Source organism: Afipia felis ATCC 53690 (genome assembly GCF_000314735.2).
GTDB lineage: Bacteria > Pseudomonadota > Alphaproteobacteria > Rhizobiales > Xanthobacteraceae > Afipia > Afipia felis.
Genome location: NZ_KB375270.1, coordinates 3,441,177 through 3,460,094, shown reverse-complemented (window position 1 = coordinate 3,460,094; position 18,918 = coordinate 3,441,177). Strand labels below are relative to the sequence as shown.

General features: G+C 61.2%; 19 protein-coding genes. 14 read left to right on the top strand and 5 right to left on the bottom strand.

The window, feature by feature from the left end; all coding sequences use genetic code 11:
* Positions 1 to 118: 118 nt before the first annotated feature.
* Positions 119 to 1,720 carry a CHASE domain-containing protein gene (locus HMPREF9697_RS16490; RefSeq protein ID WP_244597981.1) on the bottom strand — a complete coding sequence of 534 codons (1,602 nt, stop codon included), beginning with the start codon at positions 1,718 to 1,720 and terminating at the stop codon, positions 119 to 121.
* Here HMPREF9697_RS16490 and HMPREF9697_RS21570 point away from each other — a divergent pair.
* From HMPREF9697_RS21570 to HMPREF9697_RS16475, 4 genes are all read left to right on the top strand, one after another.
* Complete coding sequence (locus HMPREF9697_RS21570; RefSeq protein WP_244598034.1) at positions 1,625 to 1,825, top strand: hypothetical protein; 201 nt, start codon at positions 1,625 to 1,627, stop codon at positions 1,823 to 1,825. The genes HMPREF9697_RS16490 and HMPREF9697_RS21570 overlap by 96 nt on opposite strands.
* A gap of 891 nt (positions 1,826 to 2,716) precedes the next feature.
* On the top strand, positions 2,717 to 4,219 hold the full coding sequence (locus HMPREF9697_RS16485) for a DEAD/DEAH box helicase (protein WP_002718379.1): 1,503 nt from the start codon (positions 2,717 to 2,719) through the stop codon (positions 4,217 to 4,219).
* An 18-nt stretch (positions 4,220 to 4,237) separates the two neighbouring features.
* Positions 4,238 to 4,516 carry a translation initiation factor IF-1 gene (infA, locus tag HMPREF9697_RS16480; protein ID WP_002718378.1) on the top strand — a complete coding sequence of 93 codons (279 nt, stop codon included), beginning with the start codon at positions 4,238 to 4,240 and terminating at the stop codon, positions 4,514 to 4,516.
* A 223-nt stretch (positions 4,517 to 4,739) separates the two neighbouring features.
* Positions 4,740 to 4,952: a cold-shock protein gene (locus HMPREF9697_RS16475; protein ID WP_002714433.1), complete on the top strand. Its 213-nt coding sequence runs from the start codon at positions 4,740 to 4,742 to the stop codon at positions 4,950 to 4,952.
* A gap of 111 nt (positions 4,953 to 5,063) precedes the next feature.
* Here the strand turns inward: HMPREF9697_RS16475 and HMPREF9697_RS16470 are convergent, their stop codons facing one another.
* The 3 genes from HMPREF9697_RS16470 to cpaB all read right to left on the bottom strand — a co-directional run bounded on the left by HMPREF9697_RS16470 (position 5,064) and on the right by cpaB (position 7,189).
* Entirely contained in the window at positions 5,064 to 5,645 is a 582-nt protein-coding gene (locus HMPREF9697_RS16470; RefSeq protein ID WP_040308321.1) for a TadE/TadG family type IV pilus assembly protein, read from the bottom strand.
* Between the two features lie 21 nt (positions 5,646 to 5,666).
* On the bottom strand, positions 5,667 to 6,212 hold the full coding sequence (locus HMPREF9697_RS16465) for a TadE/TadG family type IV pilus assembly protein (protein ID WP_002718376.1): 546 nt from the start codon (positions 6,210 to 6,212) through the stop codon (positions 5,667 to 5,669).
* A gap of 155 nt (positions 6,213 to 6,367) precedes the next feature.
* Positions 6,368 to 7,189 carry a Flp pilus assembly protein CpaB gene (cpaB, locus tag HMPREF9697_RS16460; protein WP_002718375.1) on the bottom strand — a complete coding sequence of 274 codons (822 nt, stop codon included), beginning with the start codon at positions 7,187 to 7,189 and terminating at the stop codon, positions 6,368 to 6,370.
* Positions 7,190 to 7,554: 365 nt separating this feature from the next.
* Here cpaB and HMPREF9697_RS16455 point away from each other — a divergent pair, with 365 nt between their 5' ends.
* The 8 genes from HMPREF9697_RS16455 (at position 7,555) to HMPREF9697_RS16420 (ending at position 15,645) form a co-directional block, all read left to right on the top strand.
* Complete coding sequence (locus tag HMPREF9697_RS16455) at positions 7,555 to 7,722, top strand: Flp family type IVb pilin (RefSeq protein WP_002718374.1); 168 nt, start codon at positions 7,555 to 7,557, stop codon at positions 7,720 to 7,722.
* 305 nt (positions 7,723 to 8,027) lie between these two features.
* Positions 8,028 to 8,552, top strand: a complete 525-nt coding sequence (locus tag HMPREF9697_RS16450; protein WP_002718373.1) for an A24 family peptidase — start codon at positions 8,028 to 8,030, stop codon at positions 8,550 to 8,552.
* 135 nt (positions 8,553 to 8,687) lie between these two features.
* A complete protein-coding gene (locus HMPREF9697_RS16445; RefSeq protein WP_040308320.1) occupies positions 8,688 to 10,163 on the top strand; it encodes a type II and III secretion system protein family protein in 1,476 nt (491 codons plus the stop codon).
* 20 nt (positions 10,164 to 10,183) lie between these two features.
* Positions 10,184 to 10,924, top strand: a complete 741-nt coding sequence (locus tag HMPREF9697_RS16440; protein WP_002718371.1) for a CpaD family pilus assembly protein — start codon at positions 10,184 to 10,186, stop codon at positions 10,922 to 10,924.
* On the top strand, positions 10,921 to 12,186 hold the full coding sequence (locus tag HMPREF9697_RS16435) for a CpaE/TadZ family protein (RefSeq protein ID WP_002718370.1): 1,266 nt from the start codon (positions 10,921 to 10,923) through the stop codon (positions 12,184 to 12,186). The genes HMPREF9697_RS16440 and HMPREF9697_RS16435 overlap by 4 nt, the downstream gene beginning before the upstream one ends.
* Positions 12,187 to 12,204: 18 nt before the next feature.
* Positions 12,205 to 13,671, top strand: a complete 1,467-nt coding sequence (locus HMPREF9697_RS16430; RefSeq protein ID WP_002718369.1) for a TadA family conjugal transfer-associated ATPase — start codon at positions 12,205 to 12,207, stop codon at positions 13,669 to 13,671.
* Between the two features lie 11 nt (positions 13,672 to 13,682).
* Entirely contained in the window at positions 13,683 to 14,657 is a 975-nt protein-coding gene (locus HMPREF9697_RS16425) for a type II secretion system F family protein (protein WP_002718368.1), read from the top strand.
* A gap of 10 nt (positions 14,658 to 14,667) precedes the next feature.
* Positions 14,668 to 15,645, top strand: coding sequence for a type II secretion system F family protein (locus HMPREF9697_RS16420; protein ID WP_002718367.1), 978 nt, complete (start codon positions 14,668 to 14,670; stop codon positions 15,643 to 15,645).
* A 61-nt stretch (positions 15,646 to 15,706) separates the two neighbouring features.
* Here HMPREF9697_RS16420 and HMPREF9697_RS16415 read toward each other — a convergent pair whose 3' ends face one another.
* Positions 15,707 to 16,516 carry a tetratricopeptide repeat protein gene (locus HMPREF9697_RS16415; RefSeq protein WP_002718366.1) on the bottom strand — a complete coding sequence of 270 codons (810 nt, stop codon included), beginning with the start codon at positions 16,514 to 16,516 and terminating at the stop codon, positions 15,707 to 15,709.
* A gap of 152 nt (positions 16,517 to 16,668) precedes the next feature.
* Between HMPREF9697_RS16415 and HMPREF9697_RS16410 the strand changes: the two genes are divergently transcribed.
* Entirely contained in the window at positions 16,669 to 18,045 is a 1,377-nt protein-coding gene (locus HMPREF9697_RS16410; protein WP_002718365.1) for a leucyl aminopeptidase family protein, read from the top strand.
* The gene (locus HMPREF9697_RS16405; protein WP_002718364.1) at positions 18,038 to 18,895 is read left to right on the top strand and encodes a C40 family peptidase; all 858 of its coding nucleotides are present in this window, start codon (positions 18,038 to 18,040) and stop codon (positions 18,893 to 18,895) included. Before HMPREF9697_RS16410 ends, HMPREF9697_RS16405 begins: the two co-directional genes overlap by 8 nt.
* The last annotated feature ends 23 nt before the right edge of the window (positions 18,896 to 18,918 follow it).

Genomic DNA, 18,918 nt, shown 5'->3' with positions numbered 1-18,918 from the left:
GGCGGAGAAGGCAATGGGACGCTACTTGCTACTCTGGTTGCTTGGCGTCCCGTTGCCGGTTCTTCTGCTGATCTGGGCCTTCGGCGGGCTCAATCACTAACGCCTTGAATCACTGATCTCAGGTCGTACGCGAGATGTAGCCCGTCCGGTTCATCTCATTCTCATCCACCACCGTCGCCATCGGCGCGGTCAGTTCATACACATAGCTGACATCGGTGAAATATCGCTTCGACGTACCCCCGAGTGCTTCGGGCGCGACGCGGTCGAGCAGTACAATGCCGAAATCGCTCTCGGGCCTGCGGGTCGCGACGCTGGTGTTGAATTCTTCCCAATGGAATTTGAAGATCGAATGCGGCTCCTCGCCGGAGACGGTCCAGTTCGCCACGATATGCGGATGCTTGCCGACCAGCGACAGGCCCTCGTCGGAATGCGAAGCCAGTTCGAAAAACAGCAGCGACAGGCTTTGCGCCGCGCGCGCCGAAACCGTGATGTCGGGACCATCGAGCGCGATACGGTCGCCGTGCGGAATAGCGCGCGAGTCGAACAGACCTTTGAGCTTCACGCCCTGCCATTGGCTGTCGCTCAGAAGCGTGACGACGTTGGACATCGCGTGGATACGGCCGATCAGCAACTCGCGCGCGGTGTCGATATCGGAGCCGTGACGCAACGTTCGCGTTACGATCGACTGGATCACCGCGAGGATGTTCTTTACGCGATGATTAAGCTCGTCGATCACCGCCGTCAGTCGCCGTTCGAAGCCTATCCGGGTCTGGATTTCCCGGCTCAAACGCACGTTGTTGTAGGACACGTAACCGAACAGCGAACACAGCACGACGGTGATCGCCAGACCGATCAGGCCTGCGACTAGCGCATGATTGAGCGCGCGCTGCATGGTGTAGGTTCTCGGATAATAATCGAGCGCCCATTGCCGCCCGCCGAACAGGATCTTGCGGACTTCAGGCCGGTTCTCCTCCGGTCGTGCCGCAGCCGTCACCACCTCGCCGTCGCCATTGAGCGCAAGCTCGCCGCCATTCGACCGGGGGTCCCGCAATGCCACGGAGAACAGCGAGAGGTCGTCATTTCCGAGCATGAGTGACAGGCGATACGACGTGGTGATGAACCCGACCGGGACTTTCGTGTCCTGATTCAGGACCGGCACGACCAGCACTACGCCCAAAGGGCCACCGACCGGCGACAGGCTGAGTGGATCGGATGCTTCCGGCTCTCCCGTCTCCGCAGCCTTTGCGAGCGTAGGACCGATCACCGGATGCTGATTGTAGGCGCGGCCCGGCAGCTTGAGCGTGTGGTCGTCCTGCGGCTCGACGTCCATCAGCACGTCGACGCCCTTCGCCGCAAGCGCAGCGTCGAGCGGCGTATCGTTGAAATTCCTGATGTGCGGATTCTGGAAGCCGGCTTTTTTCAGCTCCGCCTCGGCGAGCGGGAAATCGGACGGCATCAGATGCGCGATCCAGCCCGTCACCACGAAATTGGTCTTGAAGGCATAGATCGAGGACCGCAGCGGCTGCAACGCTGTCGAGGAAATCGCCGTGGAAGGCCGGAAGGTGCCTGCCGAAACGCGCGCGAGAACCTCGCGTTCGCTCAACCTCTCCTGGACGAGACCGGCATGGGCATCGATCTGGCGCGTCAAAGCAGCCCGATCGATGACGCCTTCCTGCTCATAAATCCGGTAGGACACGAGCCCGGAGACCAGTATCCCGATGATGGCGAGAAGCCCGATGAAAAAACCAACCCGGAGCACGCTTATCGACTCGCAGCAAACATTTGCGAAAGACGCTTCAAGATGATTGCAACTCCTCCGGATTGACGGACGAACTCAAAAAAGTCGGCGCCCCCGCACGGACGCGGACGCACCGCCTCGACCAGCCAAATGAAAAAACGCCTGCTCCTGAGCGCCGCTCGTGCTGCATCGGGAATAGCGCCCCTTTGAAACAGGCCCGAAAGGCCACCCAATCTACAAAATGACCCAGCGTTGCCGGGCCATACTGAAAATAACAATGAACCATCTATCGAAGCTTACCGGCGCCGGTTCGATAAAACTGAAGCCACGTTAAAGCGCACCTTCGCCAATAGTTCCGAACGCCGAATGTCCCGGCCGCTATTTCACCCCATATTTCAATTCGTTCGTCGCCGGACCTTTCCTCGCGGCCTCGAAGCTCTCCCGCTCTGCAAAACCGGAGGCTCTGTCGGCTCATTCGGAAAAGTCAGCAAAATCAATACCGCGATCACTGCAGGACGGCCGCCATCAGCCCGGCCACGAGAACGAACAGCCCGAACAAGATCATCGCGAGGAGAAAATCGCCGTGATCTACGGGTTTCTTTTGTGTCCTCAGCCGCATGCAGGGTCAACCGGTGACCCAGCCTCCTGTTCCGGGCGAGGGCGGAAATTAGCCTAATGGATCATATGGTTGGTGTTATCCCAGCCGCGAAAGCAGATTGCGGAGCCGGAACGTGCTGGCTCCGTGCTTCGATTTTAACCTTGAAAGCGCCGTCTTCGTGCTCCATAGCTCTGACCACGACCTTGAGAATCGTCAGGTCTTTGCGAGCCGCGTGTTCGGATCCGTTTACGGTTTCTGGCTTGCCTTCTTTTAGCTAACCGAACCGACGCCCCAAGCACGCGGGTGTCTCCGACACCCGAGCGCCCCGAGGCCCGATATGGCCGCCGGGCTCGCCCTTTGATTCATATAGAAAGCCTCACTTGACCTCCTTTCAGGATTTCGGCCTCGCCGATCCCATCTCGCGTGCTCTCACCGAAGAGAACTACGTCACCCCCACACCCATCCAAGCCCAGACCATTCCGATCGCGATCACCGGACGCGATGTCATCGGCATTGCCCAGACCGGCACCGGCAAGACCGCTTCGTTCGCGCTGCCGATCCTGCACCGGATTCTGGAAAACCGGGTCCGTCCGCAACCCAAGACCTGCCGCGTACTGGTGCTCAGCCCGACCCGTGAACTGTCCGGGCAGATCCTCGACAGCTTCAATGCCTATGGCCGCCACATCCGGCTGAGCGCAACGCTTGCCATCGGCGGCGTTCCGATGGGCCGTCAGGTCCGCGCGATGATGCAGGGCGTCGAAGTGCTGGTGGCAACCCCCGGCCGCCTGCTCGATCTCGTGCAGGGCAATGCCGTCCGGCTGAATCAGGTCGAATTCCTCGTTCTCGACGAAGCCGACCGCATGCTCGACATGGGCTTCATCAACGACATCCGCAAAGTCGTGGCCAAGCTGCCGGCGCGCCGCCAGACGCTGTTCTTCTCGGCCACCATGCCAAAGGACATCGCCGAACTCGCCGAGCACATGCTGCGCGATCCAGCGCGCGTCGCCGTGACCCCCGTCGCATCGACCGCCGAACGCATCGTCCAGCGCATCATTCAGGTCGATCACAGCGCCAAGCCTGGCATTTTGTCGGAACTGATAAAATCCGAGCCCGTCAACCGGGCGCTGGTGTTCACCCGCACCAAGCATGGCGCCGACAAGGTCGTCCGCAGCCTCGAAAAGGCCGGCATCCCAGCGCAAGCCATCCACGGCAACAAGTCGCAGAACCACCGCGAGCGCGTGCTGGCCTCGTTCCGCAACGGCGACATCCGCACCCTTGTCGCGACCGATATCGCGGCGCGCGGCATCGACGTCGACGGCATCACCCACGTCTTCAATTTCGACCTGCCGAACGTGCCGGAAACCTACGTCCACCGCATCGGCCGCACCGCGCGCGCTGGCGCGGAAGGCACCGCGATCTCGCTCGTCGCGGGTGAGGAAAACACCTACCTGCGAGACATCGAGCGGCTGACCCGCGTCAGCCTCCCGCGCGAGGATCGCCGGACCGGCAAGCACGAAGCCGCCCAGCCCACCTCACAGCCGCGCAAAAGCCATCGTGGCAGCGGCGGCCCCGGCAAGGGCCGTGGCGGCCAAGGGCACGGCAAGGGACGCTCGTTTGAGCAGTCCGACCGCTCCCAAGGCGAGGGCGCCCCGGGATCTCGCGGGCCGCAGCGCCGGCGCCGGCACCCCGGTCAGGGCTCAACCCATGGCTCGCATCACGATCCGGCGGCCACTCCCCGTACCGAACAGGGGCAACATGAACGAACTCGGCCGTCGCAAGCCGGCCAGGGAAGCGGTATACAAGGCGTCGCCTTCCTCCACCGCGGCAGCGCGCCTGCGCGCACCGCAACACAACCCAATCGCAATCGGCGCCCGCAGCGCTGACCTGATCCGGAGACGTTTATGGCCAAAGAAGAACTGATCCAATTCGAAGGATTGGTAACCGAAATCCTCCCGGACGCGCGCTATCGCGTCCAACTGGATGCCGGGCATGAAATAGTTGCCTACACAGCGGGCAAGATGAAGAAGAATCGCATCAAGACGCTGGCAGGCGATCGCGTGACGATCGAAATGTCACCCTACGATCTGGAAAAGGGCCGCCTGATTTTCCGCCACAAGGACGAGCGCCCCGCGGGCGCACCGCGCCCCACGCCACCACGCGGTCAGTTTCGCCGCCGCTGATCGGTCCTCGTTACACGCCCCTGAGCCTGCCTCCCAAAAACGTCGGGAGGCAGGATTGTTTTGGGGCCCTGTTTCGAATAATATCACTCAATCGAATTTCGGCCGGACGACAATAGCTATCCCCGGTATAGCCGGTTAGCGCTGACGACCTCTTCCAAATTTCGATCTCACCAACCCGTGGCGACACGGGTTATTCGACATCTACTTGAGAGGAACTACCCACGTGAGCATGGGAACAGTGAAGTGGTTTAACGCGACCAAGGGCTACGGCTTCATTCAGCCGGATGATGGCGGCAACGACGTGTTCGTCCACATCAGCGCCGTTGAACGCGCTGGCCTCGGCACACTGCGCGAAGGCCAGAAGATCAGCTACGAAATCGTTGCCGATCGTCGTTCGGGCAAGTCGTCGGCCGACAATCTTCGCGCGGCCGGTTAAACCGATCTCGCCGATATCTATCGGTGATCTATTAAGGCCGCGCTCTGCGCGGCCTTTTTAGTTTGTGGCTAGAGCGCGCTCGCGATAGCGGCGCGTGACATCAACTCTGCCTCAAGGGCACGATGAAGCGGCAGAGTAAGAGACCGAGTCTGTCTGGCGGGGACGGGTGAAGGTTCTGTCGCTCAGATGGAATGTCGGCGGTGAAAAGACCCCACCGCTCATTCCCGCGACAGGCGTATAGTCGTAGCTCACCTCACTCATGATGAGATAGGTGCCACCAATCGCAATCCCCGGAGGGATGGTGATCGCAGCGCCACACGCATTGGCATTCGTGTTGTAGCCTTTGCTCCACATTAGCTTGGGCTGCGACGTGTTCGGATCGATGTAGATCTGCGAGATCTTCGCCTTTACCGGTGCATTGGAATAAGGTGCCATTACCGCAGACGAGATATTGAAGGCGTTACTGATATCGACATCGGTGATCGTCTGCGCTCGCGAAATCAGATCCGACAACGTACGTGTCAGAATGATGACCTTGCGATCAACGGCAACGCCCGTCGACACTCCGATCGTTCCGAAAAACAACATCAGCGCGATCGGCAGAATGACGGCGAACTCCACTGCCGCGACGCCCTTCGTGTCTCGCATCAACTTGCGTGCGTTCAACCATCCAGCCATTCGACGAAGTGACATTTCCACGATCCCAAATCGCATTTACGGCTCGACCCGAAACGCGGTCGTCGAAGATATCAGCCGCTGGTCCGACCCGATGTTCGCCAGCGAGAAGCCAAGATTTGTGATGAAGAGCGGCCATTTGTAAAACGCCCGCACCACGACGACACTGGCGCTTCCGGCATCGGGCGGCTGATAGGTGAAATTATTGGTGGCATTTCCTGCGCTGTCGAACAGGGCTGGTACAGTGAAGGCCGCGTTGGCGGGGTACGCTCTTACGTCAAGATAGATTCCGCTGCATGTCAGCAGCACCTGGACCCGGCTGCACAGATCGTCATGAACCTGCTCGGCGGTCATGCTCTGGTCTTGCGCCTGGTGGGTCAAAAGAAGGCGCGCCGTATCCTGCGTACCCGTCTCAAGAATTTGCGTGGCAAAGAACACCAGCGACACTTCGATGATCGCAAACAGCACGGCGAAAAATATCGGCGCGACAAGAGCAAATTGAACCGCCGCGCTGCCCTTCCGGTTCGCGCCGAACCGGCGAAAAACAGCGTTCAGGCGCAGCGTGCGCGGCGATGGCGCGGGCATCGTGTTATCCTCAGTCGGGCCATTAAATAGCTACCGCCGAGACTAACCGAGAGAGATTGTCGAATGCTTGCGCCCGATTCGGACAAGGCAAGGGGGTCGGTTAAGAAAACGGTAACCAATTTCCCCGTGCATCCGGGCTCGGGAAGAAAGCGACGCTAACCGCCTTCGCTGCCGTTCTTCTTGCACGACGTCGTGCAATTGTAGGTTTCACGCTCACCGCCGCGATAGACCGTGATCAGTTTCTCGTCACTGGTGTCCTCGGCCTTGGCCGATTTGTTGGCATCGACGAGGCTGCGCAAAGCCAGCGACAGCGTTCCGCTCTGCCGGGAACGTGCCAGCGTTTCCGCCTGCTTCGGCTTGAGCTCAAGCGTCGCGGTCTTGCCGACGACGACCTTCTGACCGTTCTTTTCCTCGACCGTCTGATCGATCGCGAGAACCCGGACATCGCTCAGAATAATATCCGAGCTGATGACTTCGCCGCCGTTGCTATCATTGTTCTTATTGCGGCGAGACAACAACACATCGACGCGGTCGTTGGGCAGGATAAAACCGCCGGCGCCGGTTTCCGGTGAGATCTCCGTCGAAATCGCGCGCATGCCGCTCGGCAGAATGGCCGCCATGAAGCCCGAACCATTCGCCTTGACAAGCTTGGTTTCACGGATCGGCTCGCCCGCAAGGAAAGGCGAGCGCACGATCGAGCCCGTCATATCTTTGATGGCGTCGGCGCGCTCACTTTTGCGGATGAAGCTTGAGCTTGCGGCGGCAGCCGGCCAGGATTGCCACTTCATGTCGTCGGCGGTGAGGGTCTGGCCGAGCGGAATGTCGCTCTTCGCCACCAGCACGTCCGTTGTTTCCAGTTGCGGGACGGGAGCGGCGACATGGGCTGCCGGCTTTTGATCCGATCCACTGGCGAGGAAGGCTGCAACGCCACCGGCACTGACGGCGATGGCCAGCACCACAACACGCGCGGTGTTCATCTGCTTACTCTCTTACGCAACAGTACAAGGGCCTCGACACGACCCGGTATGGCAAATCTGCCGTTAATTGATGAATGAACTGCAAATGTTCGTGCGCGCATTCTCTGCAATCAAACGCACGCCGACATTTCATCTCTCATTTTCTCGAATTTTGCCCGTCAATTCAGCGCCTTTCAAATGCGATATATTCGTTTAACGCCGCATTTACCGTGTGCAAGAAGAGCCTGATGCAGGCGTCTTTCCGCAATCGAATTAACTGCGATGCAATTCCTCGAACTTAGTCTCGCGCTTGGCCTCGGCGCCCACCCGCTCCGGATGGACCAATTGAAATAGACAGCCACGTTTAGCCATTTATGGAGACACCAATGACCAACCTGTTCGCTCGCTTCGTCAAGGACGAATCCGGCGCCACCGCTATCGAGTACGCGCTGATTGCCGCGGGCATCGCGATCGTCATCATCGCCGCCGTCAACGGTGTCGGCAGCGCGATCTCCTCGAAGTTTGAAACCATCAAGAGCAGCCTCGGCGGCTAAGCCGACGGCATCTGCCCGGAACAAAGGCTTCGGGGAACCGAAGCCTTTTTCATTCCTGGCAAGGGACGACAGCCCTCCTTCACCCGTATCTGCGTTGCGTCGCCCATGAAATCGCTCCTCTCCAAAGCCGCCGCCCTGAAGCCCGGCCATTCCAAATCCGATGTCGAATGCCTCGGCATCATCTGCGCGGGGCTGACTCTCGCGTGTCTTCTGCTGGCAATCCGGATCGTCAGTATTTGGTGATTGTTCACATCTGACTTCTAGTCTGCGGAGGAAAGAACGCTCCGGACAATCTGCGAGACGCCATGCTGCTGGACCTTGCGCGCCTGTTTCTGTTTCCCGCGCTCATGGCATTCGCCGCCGCCAGCGACCTTCTCACCATGACCATCCCCAACCGTGTATCGCTTTTGCTGATCGCGGGTTTCTTCGCTCTCGCTTTCATCACCGGGATGAGCTGGGAGGCGATCGGCTGGCACAGCCTCGCGGGATTGAGCGTCCTCGTGGTTGCATTCGCCTGCTTTGCCTTCGGCTGGATCGGCGGCGGCGATGCCAAGGTCGCAGCCGCAGCCGGGCTCTGGTTCGGCTTCGGCTATCTGCTCGACTATCTCGTTTTCGCCGCGATCGCCGGTGGCGTGCTCACATTTCTTATTCTGGCATTCCGCAAATGGCCGCTGCCGCCCTTCCTGATGTCGCAGGATTGGCTCACGCGTCTGCACGACAAGAATACGGGGATCCCTTACGGGATCGCTCTCGCGGTTGGTGCGCTCCTGATCTATCCCAACACTGACTGGATCAAGGCCGTCGATCTATTTCAACTCGCGATGCAATGAACAGCATCGGCACGAGCGATAAAGCTCCCGTTAACCCGATTTAGATACGCCTCATTAACCATGCTTTGACGAATAACTGGTCAAATCCCCTCACAGCGACGGAGCCGTCGCCGCGTGATGTGGAAAGTGAAGCGTATGAAGACTGCCTCCCGAATTGCCCGCGCATTGTCGTTTGTGGCGGTCTCCGCTCTCACCCTTAATTCGGCTCTTTCGCCCGTTCTGGCCACGGACTACCGCGTTGCTTCCGCCAACACCGCATCGCCGGATTCGCTGAACGCAAGATCGCTGACGCTCGGCATCAGCAAATCGCTGGTCGTCGACCTGCCGCGCGACGTCAAGGACGTGCTGGTGGCGGACCCGAAGATCGCCAATGCGGTCGTGCGCTCCTCACGGCGAGCCTACATCATCGGCGCCGCCGTCGGCCAGACCAACATCATCTTCTTCGATGCCGACGGCCAGCAGATGGCCGCCTACGACGTCGCCGTCACCCGCGACCTCAACGGCATCCGCAGTGCGATCCGCCAGGCCTTGCCGCAATCCGACATCCAGGTCGAAGGTTTGGGCGACGGCGTGGTGCTGACCGGCAGCGCCGCCAACCAGGCCGAGGCGCAGCAGGCTTATGAGCTGGCCGCGCGGCTGATCGGCGGCCCGGACAAAGGCAATACCCTCGTCGTCAATAACATCACCGTGCGCGGCCGCGATCAGGTGATGCTGAAGGTCACCGTCGCGGAGGTTCAGCGCAACATCATCAAGCAGCTCGGTGTCGATCTCAGTGGCAGCTTCAACTACGGCACCGCCGTCGTGAACTTCAACAATACCAATGCCTTCACCGCGCTCGGCCGACCTCTTAACGCGGACAATCAAATCTCCACCGCATTCGGTTCGGCTCCCTCGGTGAAAGCCACGCTGCGCGCGATGGAAAGCGCGGGCGTGGTCCGCACTCTCGCGGAGCCCAATTTGACCGCCATTTCCGGTGAGAACGCCACGTTCGTCGCAGGCGGCGAATTCCCGATTCCCACCGGCATTACCTGTCAAACCAGTGGCGGCTCCGGCACTTCGAGCGGCCCTTGCCAGCCTTCCATCGCCTTCAAGAAATTCGGCATTTCGTTGAACTTCACGCCGGTCGTGCTGACCGAGGGCCGCATCAGCCTGCGGGTCATGACCGAAGTCTCGGAAGTGTCGAACGACAATTCGATCACGATCAACGGGGGAGGAACTTCCTCTTATACCATTCCCTCGATCAAGACCCGCCGCGCCGAAACCACGCTGGAAATTCCCTCGGGCGGCTCGATGGCGATGGCCGGCCTTATTCAGGAGCAGACCAAGCAGGCCATCAACGGCCTGCCGGGTCTCGCGCAGGTGCCGGTGCTCGGCTCGCTGTTCCGCAGCCGCGACTTCATCAACAACCAGACCGAACTAATGGTGCTGGTGACCCCTTACGTGGTGCGCGCCGTGGCGCAGAAGGATCTCTCGCGGCCTGACGACGGCTTCGCCTCGGCCTCGGACCCGCAGACGGTTCTGCTCGGAAATCTCACCCGCATTTACGGCGTGCCGCGCCGCGAAGGCGCGGTCAGCAGCTATCGCGGCAAGTACGGTTTCATCACCGATTAAGGTTGGACAGGATTTCGACGATGAATAGACGCGTATCCAACCTCTCCCGCACCACGGCACTGGCCGCGCTGGCGCTGGTCAGCGCCGTCACGCTTGGCGGATGTATGCACAGCCGGGACGCCGAGATCGTGACCGGCTCGTTGCCTGACGATTACCGCTTGCGCCATCCGATCGTCATTCAGGAGGCGAGCAAGACCACGGAGATTTTCGTCGGCCATGCCCGCGGCGGACTGACGACGGCGCAGCGCGCCGACATCGCCGGGCTTTCTCAGGCATGGCTCAGCGAAGGCACTGGTGCCATCACGATCGACGTTCCGGCGGGAACGCCGAACGCCCAGGCAGCAGGCGTGACCGCTCGCGACATCCAGAACATTCTGGCGGCTACCGGCATTCCACCGCGAGGGATAAAGGTCGTGCCCTATCATCCGACCGATCCGCGTCAGTTCGCGCCGGTTCGCGTGCGCTATGCGCGCATCATCGCCGATGCAGGCCCATGCGGCCTGTGGCCGGAGGATCTCGGCCCTTCGGTGAAGAATAAGTCGTATTACGAAAATCGGTCCTACGAGAACTTCGGCTGCGCCTATCAGCGCAATATGGCTGCGATGGTTGCCAATCCGGCCGATCTCGTACAGCCGCGCGCGGAAACTCCGCCGAACTCGGCCCGCCGTACCGAGGCTTTCACCAAATATCGCAACGGACAGACGACGGCGACCGATTACCCCGAGGTTGAAAAAGCCAAACTCAGTACGGTAGGCAAATGATCAGTTACGCGCGTCAGGGCGAGCAGAACGACGAGACACATCAGGCGGCGATGGACGAGCATATCGCTCCCGCGCCACGCGTGTCCGTGCAGGCGTTCTGCGAAACCGTCGAGACCGCAGCCGCCGTGCAGGCAGCCTGCGAAGATCGACGGCTCGCCAAAGCTCACCTGAAAATCCAGATGGGCGGCATGGCCGCCGCCATCGAGGCCTATCGCACCGCGCCGACGCCCAACGTCATTCTTCTCGAAACCGAGGGCCACACCGATATCCTTCCGGGCCTCGACCAGTTGGCGTCCGTTTGCGACGCCGGCACGCGCGTCATCGTGATCGGTCGCGTCAACGACGTCACGCTCTATCGCGAGCTGGTGCGCCGGGGTGTCAGCGATTACGTGATCGCGCCGATCGGCCCACTCGATATCGTCCGCTCGGTCTGCAACCTGTTCACGACGCCGGAAGCCAAGGCTGTCGGCCGCATCATCGCCGTCGTTGGGGCCAAGGGCGGTGTCGGCGCCTCCACCATCGCGCACAACGTCGCCTGGGCGATCGCCCGCGATCTTGCGCTGGATTCGGTGGTTGCAGATCTCGATCTTGCCTTCGGCACCGCAGGGCTCGACTACAATCAGGACCCCCCGCAGGGCATTGCCGATGCCGTGTTCTCGCCGGACCGCGTCGACACCGCCTTTCTGGACCGCCTGCTGTCGAAGTGCACGGACCACCTCAATTTGCTCGCGGCACCTGCCGCACTCGACCGGGTCTACGACTTCGGCACCGACGCGTTCGACGCGATCTTCGATACGCTGCGTACCACTATGCCCTGCATCGTGCTCGACGTGCCGCATCAATGGTCGGGCTGGACCAAACGTGCCCTCGTCGGCGCCGACGACATCCTGATCGTGGCTGCACCGGATCTTGCCAATCTGCGCAACGCCAAGAATATGTTCGACACGCTGAAGGCCGCCCGTCCGAACGACCGCGCGCCGATCTATTGTCTCAATCAGGTCGGAATTCCGAAGCGGCCCGAGATCAAGGCCGGAGAATTTGCCAAGGCGATTGAGAGCGATCCGATTGTCTCGATTCCGTTCGAACCGCAGATTTTCGGGTCCGCCGCCAACAACGGCCAGATGATCGCGGAAATCTCGGCCAATCACCGCACCGCGGAGATGTTCCTGCAGATCGCGCAGCGCCTCACCGGTCGCGGCGAATCGAAGAAATCAGGCAATTCATTTTTGGCCCCCCTTCTCGGGAAGTTGCGCCGGAAGTAATCCGGTTTGAGGTAGAGCGTGTTCGGCAAGCGTAGCGGAGTAGACACGGACTTCCGGCCAGGAAGCGTCGCCGTCAAACCGGCGGAGCCCCAGGCGCCGGCGCCGCGCGCGCCGGTCATCGACGTGCCGAAAGCTGCAACACCGCCGCTGGCGCCCGCACGTCCGGCGCCGCCGCCCGTCCAAGAATCCCGCCGTTCCGATTCCTATTATCAGGTCAAGGCGACGATCTTCGGCGCGCTGATCGAAGCCATCGATCTGGCCCAGCTCTCCAAGCTCGACATCGAGTCGGCGCGCGAGGAAATCCGCGACATCGTCAACGAGATCATCGCGATTAAGAATATCGTGATGTCGATCGCCGAGCAGGAAGAACTGCTCGACGATATCTGCAACGACGTGCTGGGCTACGGCCCGCTGGAGCCGCTGCTCGCCCGCGACGATATCGCCGACATCATGGTGAATGGCGCCGGCACTGTGTTCATCGAAGTCTCAGGCAAGATCCAGAAGACCGGCATCCGCTTTCGCGACAACCAGCAGCTTCTCAATATCTGCCAGCGCATCGTGAGCCAGGTTGGCCGCCGCGTCGACGAATCCTCCCCGATCTGCGACGCGCGTCTCGCCGACGGCTCCCGCGTCAACGCGATCGTGCCGCCGCTCGCCATCGACGGTCCCGCGCTCACCATCCGCAAATTCAAGAAGGACAAGCTGACTCTCGACCAGCTCGTCCAGTTCGGCGCAATCTCGCCGGAGGGCGCGCAGATTCTCCAGATCATCGGCCGCTGCCGCGCCAACGTGCTGATCTCCGGCGGCACGGGCTCGGGCAAAACCACGCTGCTGAACTGCCTGACCAACTATATCGACGAGGACGAACGCGTCATCACCTGTGAGGACGCGGCCGAACTTCAGCTCCAGCAGCCGCATGTCGTACGCCTCGAAACCCGCCCGCCGAACATCGAGGGCGAGGGTCAGGTTACGATGCGCGATCTCGTCAAGAACTGTCTGCGCATGCGTCCTGAGCGCATCATCGTCGGCGAAGTCCGCGGACCTGAGGCGTTCGACCTGCTGCAAGCGATGAACACCGGCCATGACGGCTCAATGGGGACACTACACGCCAACAATCCGCGCGAAGCCCTTTCCCGCTGCGAATCCATGATCACGATGGGCGGTTACGCGCTGCCGTCTCGTACCATCCGCGAGATGATGTGCGCCTCCATCGATGTCGTCGTTCAGGCCGCGCGCCTGCGCGACGGCTCGCGTCGCATCACGCACATCACCGAGGTGATGGGCATGGAAGGCGACACCATCATCACCCAGGATATTTTCGTCTACGACATCGTCGGCGAAGACATCAACGGCAACATTCTCGGCCGGCATCGTTCGACCGGCATCGGGCGTCCGCGCTTCTGGGATCGTGCACGTTACTATGGCGAGGAGAAGCGGCTGGCCGCAGCACTCGACGCGGCGGAAGCGCCCGATCCCGAGCGGTAAGGGGTGATCTCATGAAGATTCAGACCCTTGCGATTGCATTCATGAGCGCAGTGACGCTGGGCGGCCTTGCCTGGGTGTTCCTGTATCCTCTCCTGTCCGGTGAGCGTAAAGCCGAGCAACGCCGCGCCTCCTTCGCGCGTCCCGAAGTCACGACGCGGCGCGTCGAGCGCAATCAACGCTCGCGCCGCGAGCAGGTCGAGGACACGCTGAAAGAGGTGGATAGCCGCGCCAAGCAGGCCAAAAAGATTCCCCTGAATATCCGACTTGCCCAGGCTGGCGTGAACTGGACCAAACAGCAGTTTATCATCGGGTCGGCAGGGCTTGGCCTCCTGACATTCCTCGTCTGCTATATGATCGGGGCGAACCTGATCGCAACGATCGCGTTCGGCCTTTCCGCTGGTCTCGGACTGCCGCGCTGGGTACTGGGCTATCTGAAGCGCCGCCGCGAGAACAAATTCCTCGATGCACTTCCCGACGCCGTCGACGTCATCGTACGCGGCGTCAAGGCCGGCCTTCCGCTGTTCGACTCGATCAAGGTGGTCGTCAACGATTCACCGGAGCCGCTGCGCTCGGAATTCCGTGCCATCATCGAGACCCAGAGCATCGGCATTCCACTCGGCGAAGCCTGCATGCGCCTTTACGAGCGCATGCCGCTGCCGGAAGCTAATTTCTTCGGTATCGTAATCGGCATTCAGACCAAATCCGGCGGCAACCTGTCGGAGGCGCTCGGCAATCTCTCCAAGGTGTTGCGCGACCGCAAGAGAATGAAAGCCAAGATTCAGGCGATGTCGATGGAAGCAAAAGCCTCCGCTGGCATCATCGGCTCGCTGCCGCCGGTGGTGATGGTTATCGTCTACGTCATGTCACCGGATTACATCTCGTTGCTGTGGACCCATCCGACCGGCCGCTTCATGCTCGCATGTTGCGCTGTCTGGATGACCGCCGGCATCCTCGTCATGAAGAAAATGATCAACTTCGATTTCTGATGGACATGCCATGCTCGATTTGTTGATCGACAAGCTCCACGATGTCCGCTTCCTGACGATGCTGTTTGCCGCCGTCGCCGCGAGCGCCACCGCCTATGCGCTGATCTCTCCGATGTTTGTCAGCGACGGGTTGACGCGGCGAATGAAGGCGGTCGCCAACGAACGCGAGCGGATTCGGCAGCGTGAACGCGATCGCATGAGCCGCAACGAGAAAGTCACTCTGCGGCAAAGCCCGAAGCAGTTCGTCGGAAAGATCGTCCACGATTTCAACCTCGGCAAATGGCTTGCGCAGGAGGAGGCCAAGGACAAGCTGGTGATGGCCGGCTATCGCGGCCACGCACCCTACATCACCTTCCTGTTTTTCCGCCTCGTCACGCCGCTCGTCCTCCTGCTCGCGACGGCGCTGTACATTTTCGTGATCTTGAATCTTCAAATGACCACGTTGGTCAAGATCGGCATCTGCATCGGCGCCGCCTGGACGGGCATGCAGGCTCCAATGCTGTTTCTGAAGAACGCTATCAGCAAGCGGCAGCTTTCTATCAAACGCGCCTTTCCGGACGCCTTGGATCTCCTCCTGATCTGCGTCGAATCCGGCATGTCGATCGAAGCGGCCTTCCGCAAGGTCAGCTACGAGATCGGATCGCAATCCGTGGCGCTCGCTGAGGAATTCACGCTGACGACCGCGGAACTATCCTATTTGCAGGATCGCAAAATGGCCTACGAGAACCTGCAGAAACGAACCGGCCTCGAAGGCGTGAAATCGGTTTGCATGGCGCTGATGCAATCGGAGCGCTACGGAACGCCGCTCGGCCAGACGCTGCGCGTCATGGCACAGGAAAACCGCGACATGCGCATGAACGAAGCCGAGAAGAAGGCAGCAAGTCTGCCGCCGAAGCTCACCGTGCCGATGATCGTGTTCTTCCTGCCGATCCTGTTCGTGGTCATTCTCGGACCGACCGGCATCAAGGTCGCGGCCTACATGCACTAAACCATGACCTGCTGCCATACGCGCGGCAGTTCCACCTTTACTCTTCAAAAAGAGAAAGATTTCAGGAGCGCGAGGACATCGCGTTGCGCGGCTGCGCGGCCGTCTTGCCGCCCTGCCCGCTGTTCAGCATATCCTTGAGATAGGCGACGTTTGCCGCGGCTTCATCCGGGGGCAGATCCGCCCGCACGATGGCCTCGGCTTCCGCGAAGCGGCCCTGCAGCCCGAGCGCGAGACCCAGGTTCTGACGGATACGAGAATCGTTCGGCGCGAGTTGTTGGGCGCGACGCAACGTCGCCTCTGCCTGCGGCAACTCCTTGGTGAGCACGTAGGACAGCCCGAGATTGGATAGCACCGAAGGATCGTCCGGCCTGATCTTCAGCGCGCTGGCATAATAGCGCCGCGCTTCTTCGGGCTTGCCCATCTGGTCGAGCACCGCCCCCTGAATGGAGAGGATGCGCCAATCCGGATTGGTCGGCGAATGCGCGCGAGAAAGCACATCGAAGGCAGGTTTGAAGTTGCCGTTTTCCGCCAGCGCCCGGCCATAAGCGCCGAGCACTTCCCGGTTGCCGGGATGCGTGAGATTTGCCTGCTCCAGCACCGCCACAGCCTGCTCGCGCTGGCCGTTGGCGCGCAGCGCCTGCCCGTAGCGAAGTGCGATGTCGAGATCCTTCGGGTTGGCGCGATATTTCTCGCCATAGACCTCGACTACCCGACGGGCATCGGTCTCCGGAGCGGCAGCGCTCGTCTTGCTGCCCAACGATCCCGTGACATCCGACGCGCCTATCGTCTGGCAACCGGCAAGGCCGATCGCGGCGATGGCCAGAAAGCCGGCCGAGCCGAGAAACCGGACAACATGGGAGGATGGCCGCATGGGCGTTCGCTCGAGGCAAGATGGGCGACAAACGCCGCCGATACCTGAGCAGTAAATTGTTAACCCTAATGAGTGGTTAATTTCACCGACGGCATGATACACCGCTTCTCAAGCCGCGCTTCGCGCCTGCCGATTCAATTCCGAGTTGCCTGATGCCAGCCTTCTTTTCGACCGCGCCTGCCTCTCTCGCCACGCCCATCCTGTTCGCCACGAAATCGACCTGGGAATCGGTTGCCGCAAGCCTGCCCGCGCTTGCGCGTGAATTCGCGGCAACCAACGCCTTCAAAGCCAAACCCGGCGAATGTCTCACGCTGCCGGGTGAGGACGGCAAGCTCGGCTTTGTCCTGTTCGGGCTGGAGGACGATGCAACCAAAGCCGATCCGTTCCGGGCGGGCCAGTTGCCCGCCAAGCTGCCGAAGGGGACCTATCGCTTCGCGAACGCGCCGCACGATGCACGCCTCGCTACGCTTGCCTTCGCGCTCGGCAGTTACCGGTTCGGCCGGTACAAAAAAGCCGAGCCTTATGAGGTCAGCCTCGTGCCGCCGGAAGGCATCAATGCAAGCGAATTGACGCGCATGGCCGAAGCCGCGGCGCTGGCGCGCGATCTCATCAACACGCCGCCGAACGACATGGGGCCCGATGAACTTGCGGACGCCGCCAAGGCGCTTGCGGACGAATTCGGCGCGGCCTTTCGCTGCGTCAGCGGCGAAGAGCTTGCGCGCGAGTTTCCGCTCATCCACGCCGTCGGCATGGCGTCGACCCGCGCACCGCGCCTGATCGACTTTACATGGGGCGATGCCGCGCATCCCAAGATCACGCTGGTCGGCAAGGGCGTCTGCTTCGACACCGGCGGTCTCGATCTGAAACCCTCCAGCGCCATGCTCATCATGAAGAAAGACATGGGCGGCGCAGCCAACGTGCTCGCGCTGGCACGGATGGTGATGGACGCGAAGCTGAAGGTTCGGTTGCGGGTGCTGATTCCGGCGGTCGAAAACTCCGTCGCCGGCAACGCCTTCCGCCCGCTCGATGTGTTCCGCTCACGCAAGGGGCTGACGGTCGAGATCGGCAACACCGATGCCGAAGGCCGCCTCGTGCTCGCCGACGCGCTCACATTGGCCTGCGAGGACAAACCAGATCTGCTGATCGACATGGGCACGCTCACGGGCGCGGCACGCGTGGCGCTCGGTCCCGATCTGCCGCCGTTCTACACCAATGACGACGCGCTCGCGGCCGACGTCGCGCGTCATGCGCGGCAGGAAAACGATCCGCTGTGGCGGCTGCCGCTGTGGCAACCCTACGATGCATGGCTCGACTCGAAAGTGGCCGACATTAACAATGCACCCTCGGGCGGATTCGCGGGCTCGATCACCTGCGCGCTGTTCATGCAGCGCTTCGTTGATGCCGAGACGCGCTGGCTGCATGCCGATATCTATGGTTGGACACCATCGGCCAAACCCGCACGTCCCGAAGGCGGCGAATGCCAGGGCGCTCGAGCATTCTACAAACTGTTGAGCGAACGCTATGGCTGAGATGAAGCTCGATCCACGGCTGACGCCTGCACGGCCCGATCTCGCGGCATCGCATCTGCGCGGCCAGGTCGAAGCCGTGCGTTTCGTCGACGGCGGGGAGAACGAGGTGCTCGATCCGATCGCGCCGGTGCGCTGCGAACCCTCGCACAACGCCACGCAACTCACGCAGGCGCTAAAGGGCGAGCGCGTCACGATCTACGAGCGCAATGGCGAGGGCTGGGCATGGGGGCAGTTGAATGCCGACGGCTATGTTGGCTGGCTGCCGGAATCAGCCCTCGTGCATCCACGCACGACGCCGACGCATCATGTCATCGCCCTGCAGACGCTCGCCTTCCCCGGCCCTTCCATCAAGCTTCCACCTGTCGAAAGCCTGCCGCTTGGTGCGCGGATTGAGATCGTCGTGAAGACCGGAATTTTCGCTGTCACACGGCAGGGCCATCATATTCCCGCGCAGCATCTGGCACCGCTTGCCGCTCATGAAACTGATTTTGTCGCGGTCGCGGAGCGTTTCGTCGGCACGCCCTATCTGTGGGGCGGCAAGAGCAACATGGGCATCGACTGCTCGGGGTTGGTGCAAATCTCACTTGCAGCTGCAGGCATTCATGCGCCGCGCGACAGCGATATGCAGGAAAACGCCCTGGGCAATATCGTGCCGCCATCGCAATGGAGCGACTTGCGGCGCGGCGATCTTGTGTTCTGGAAAGGACATGTCGCCATCGTCAGCGGCTACGACATGCTCGTTCATGCCAACGCTCATGCGATGGCCACGGCCTATGAGCCCTTGGGACAAGCCATCGCGCGGATCGAGGCCGTAGGCAGCAAGGTGACGAGCGTCAAGCGATTGAAATAATCGCCCTTTGAAATAATCGCCCT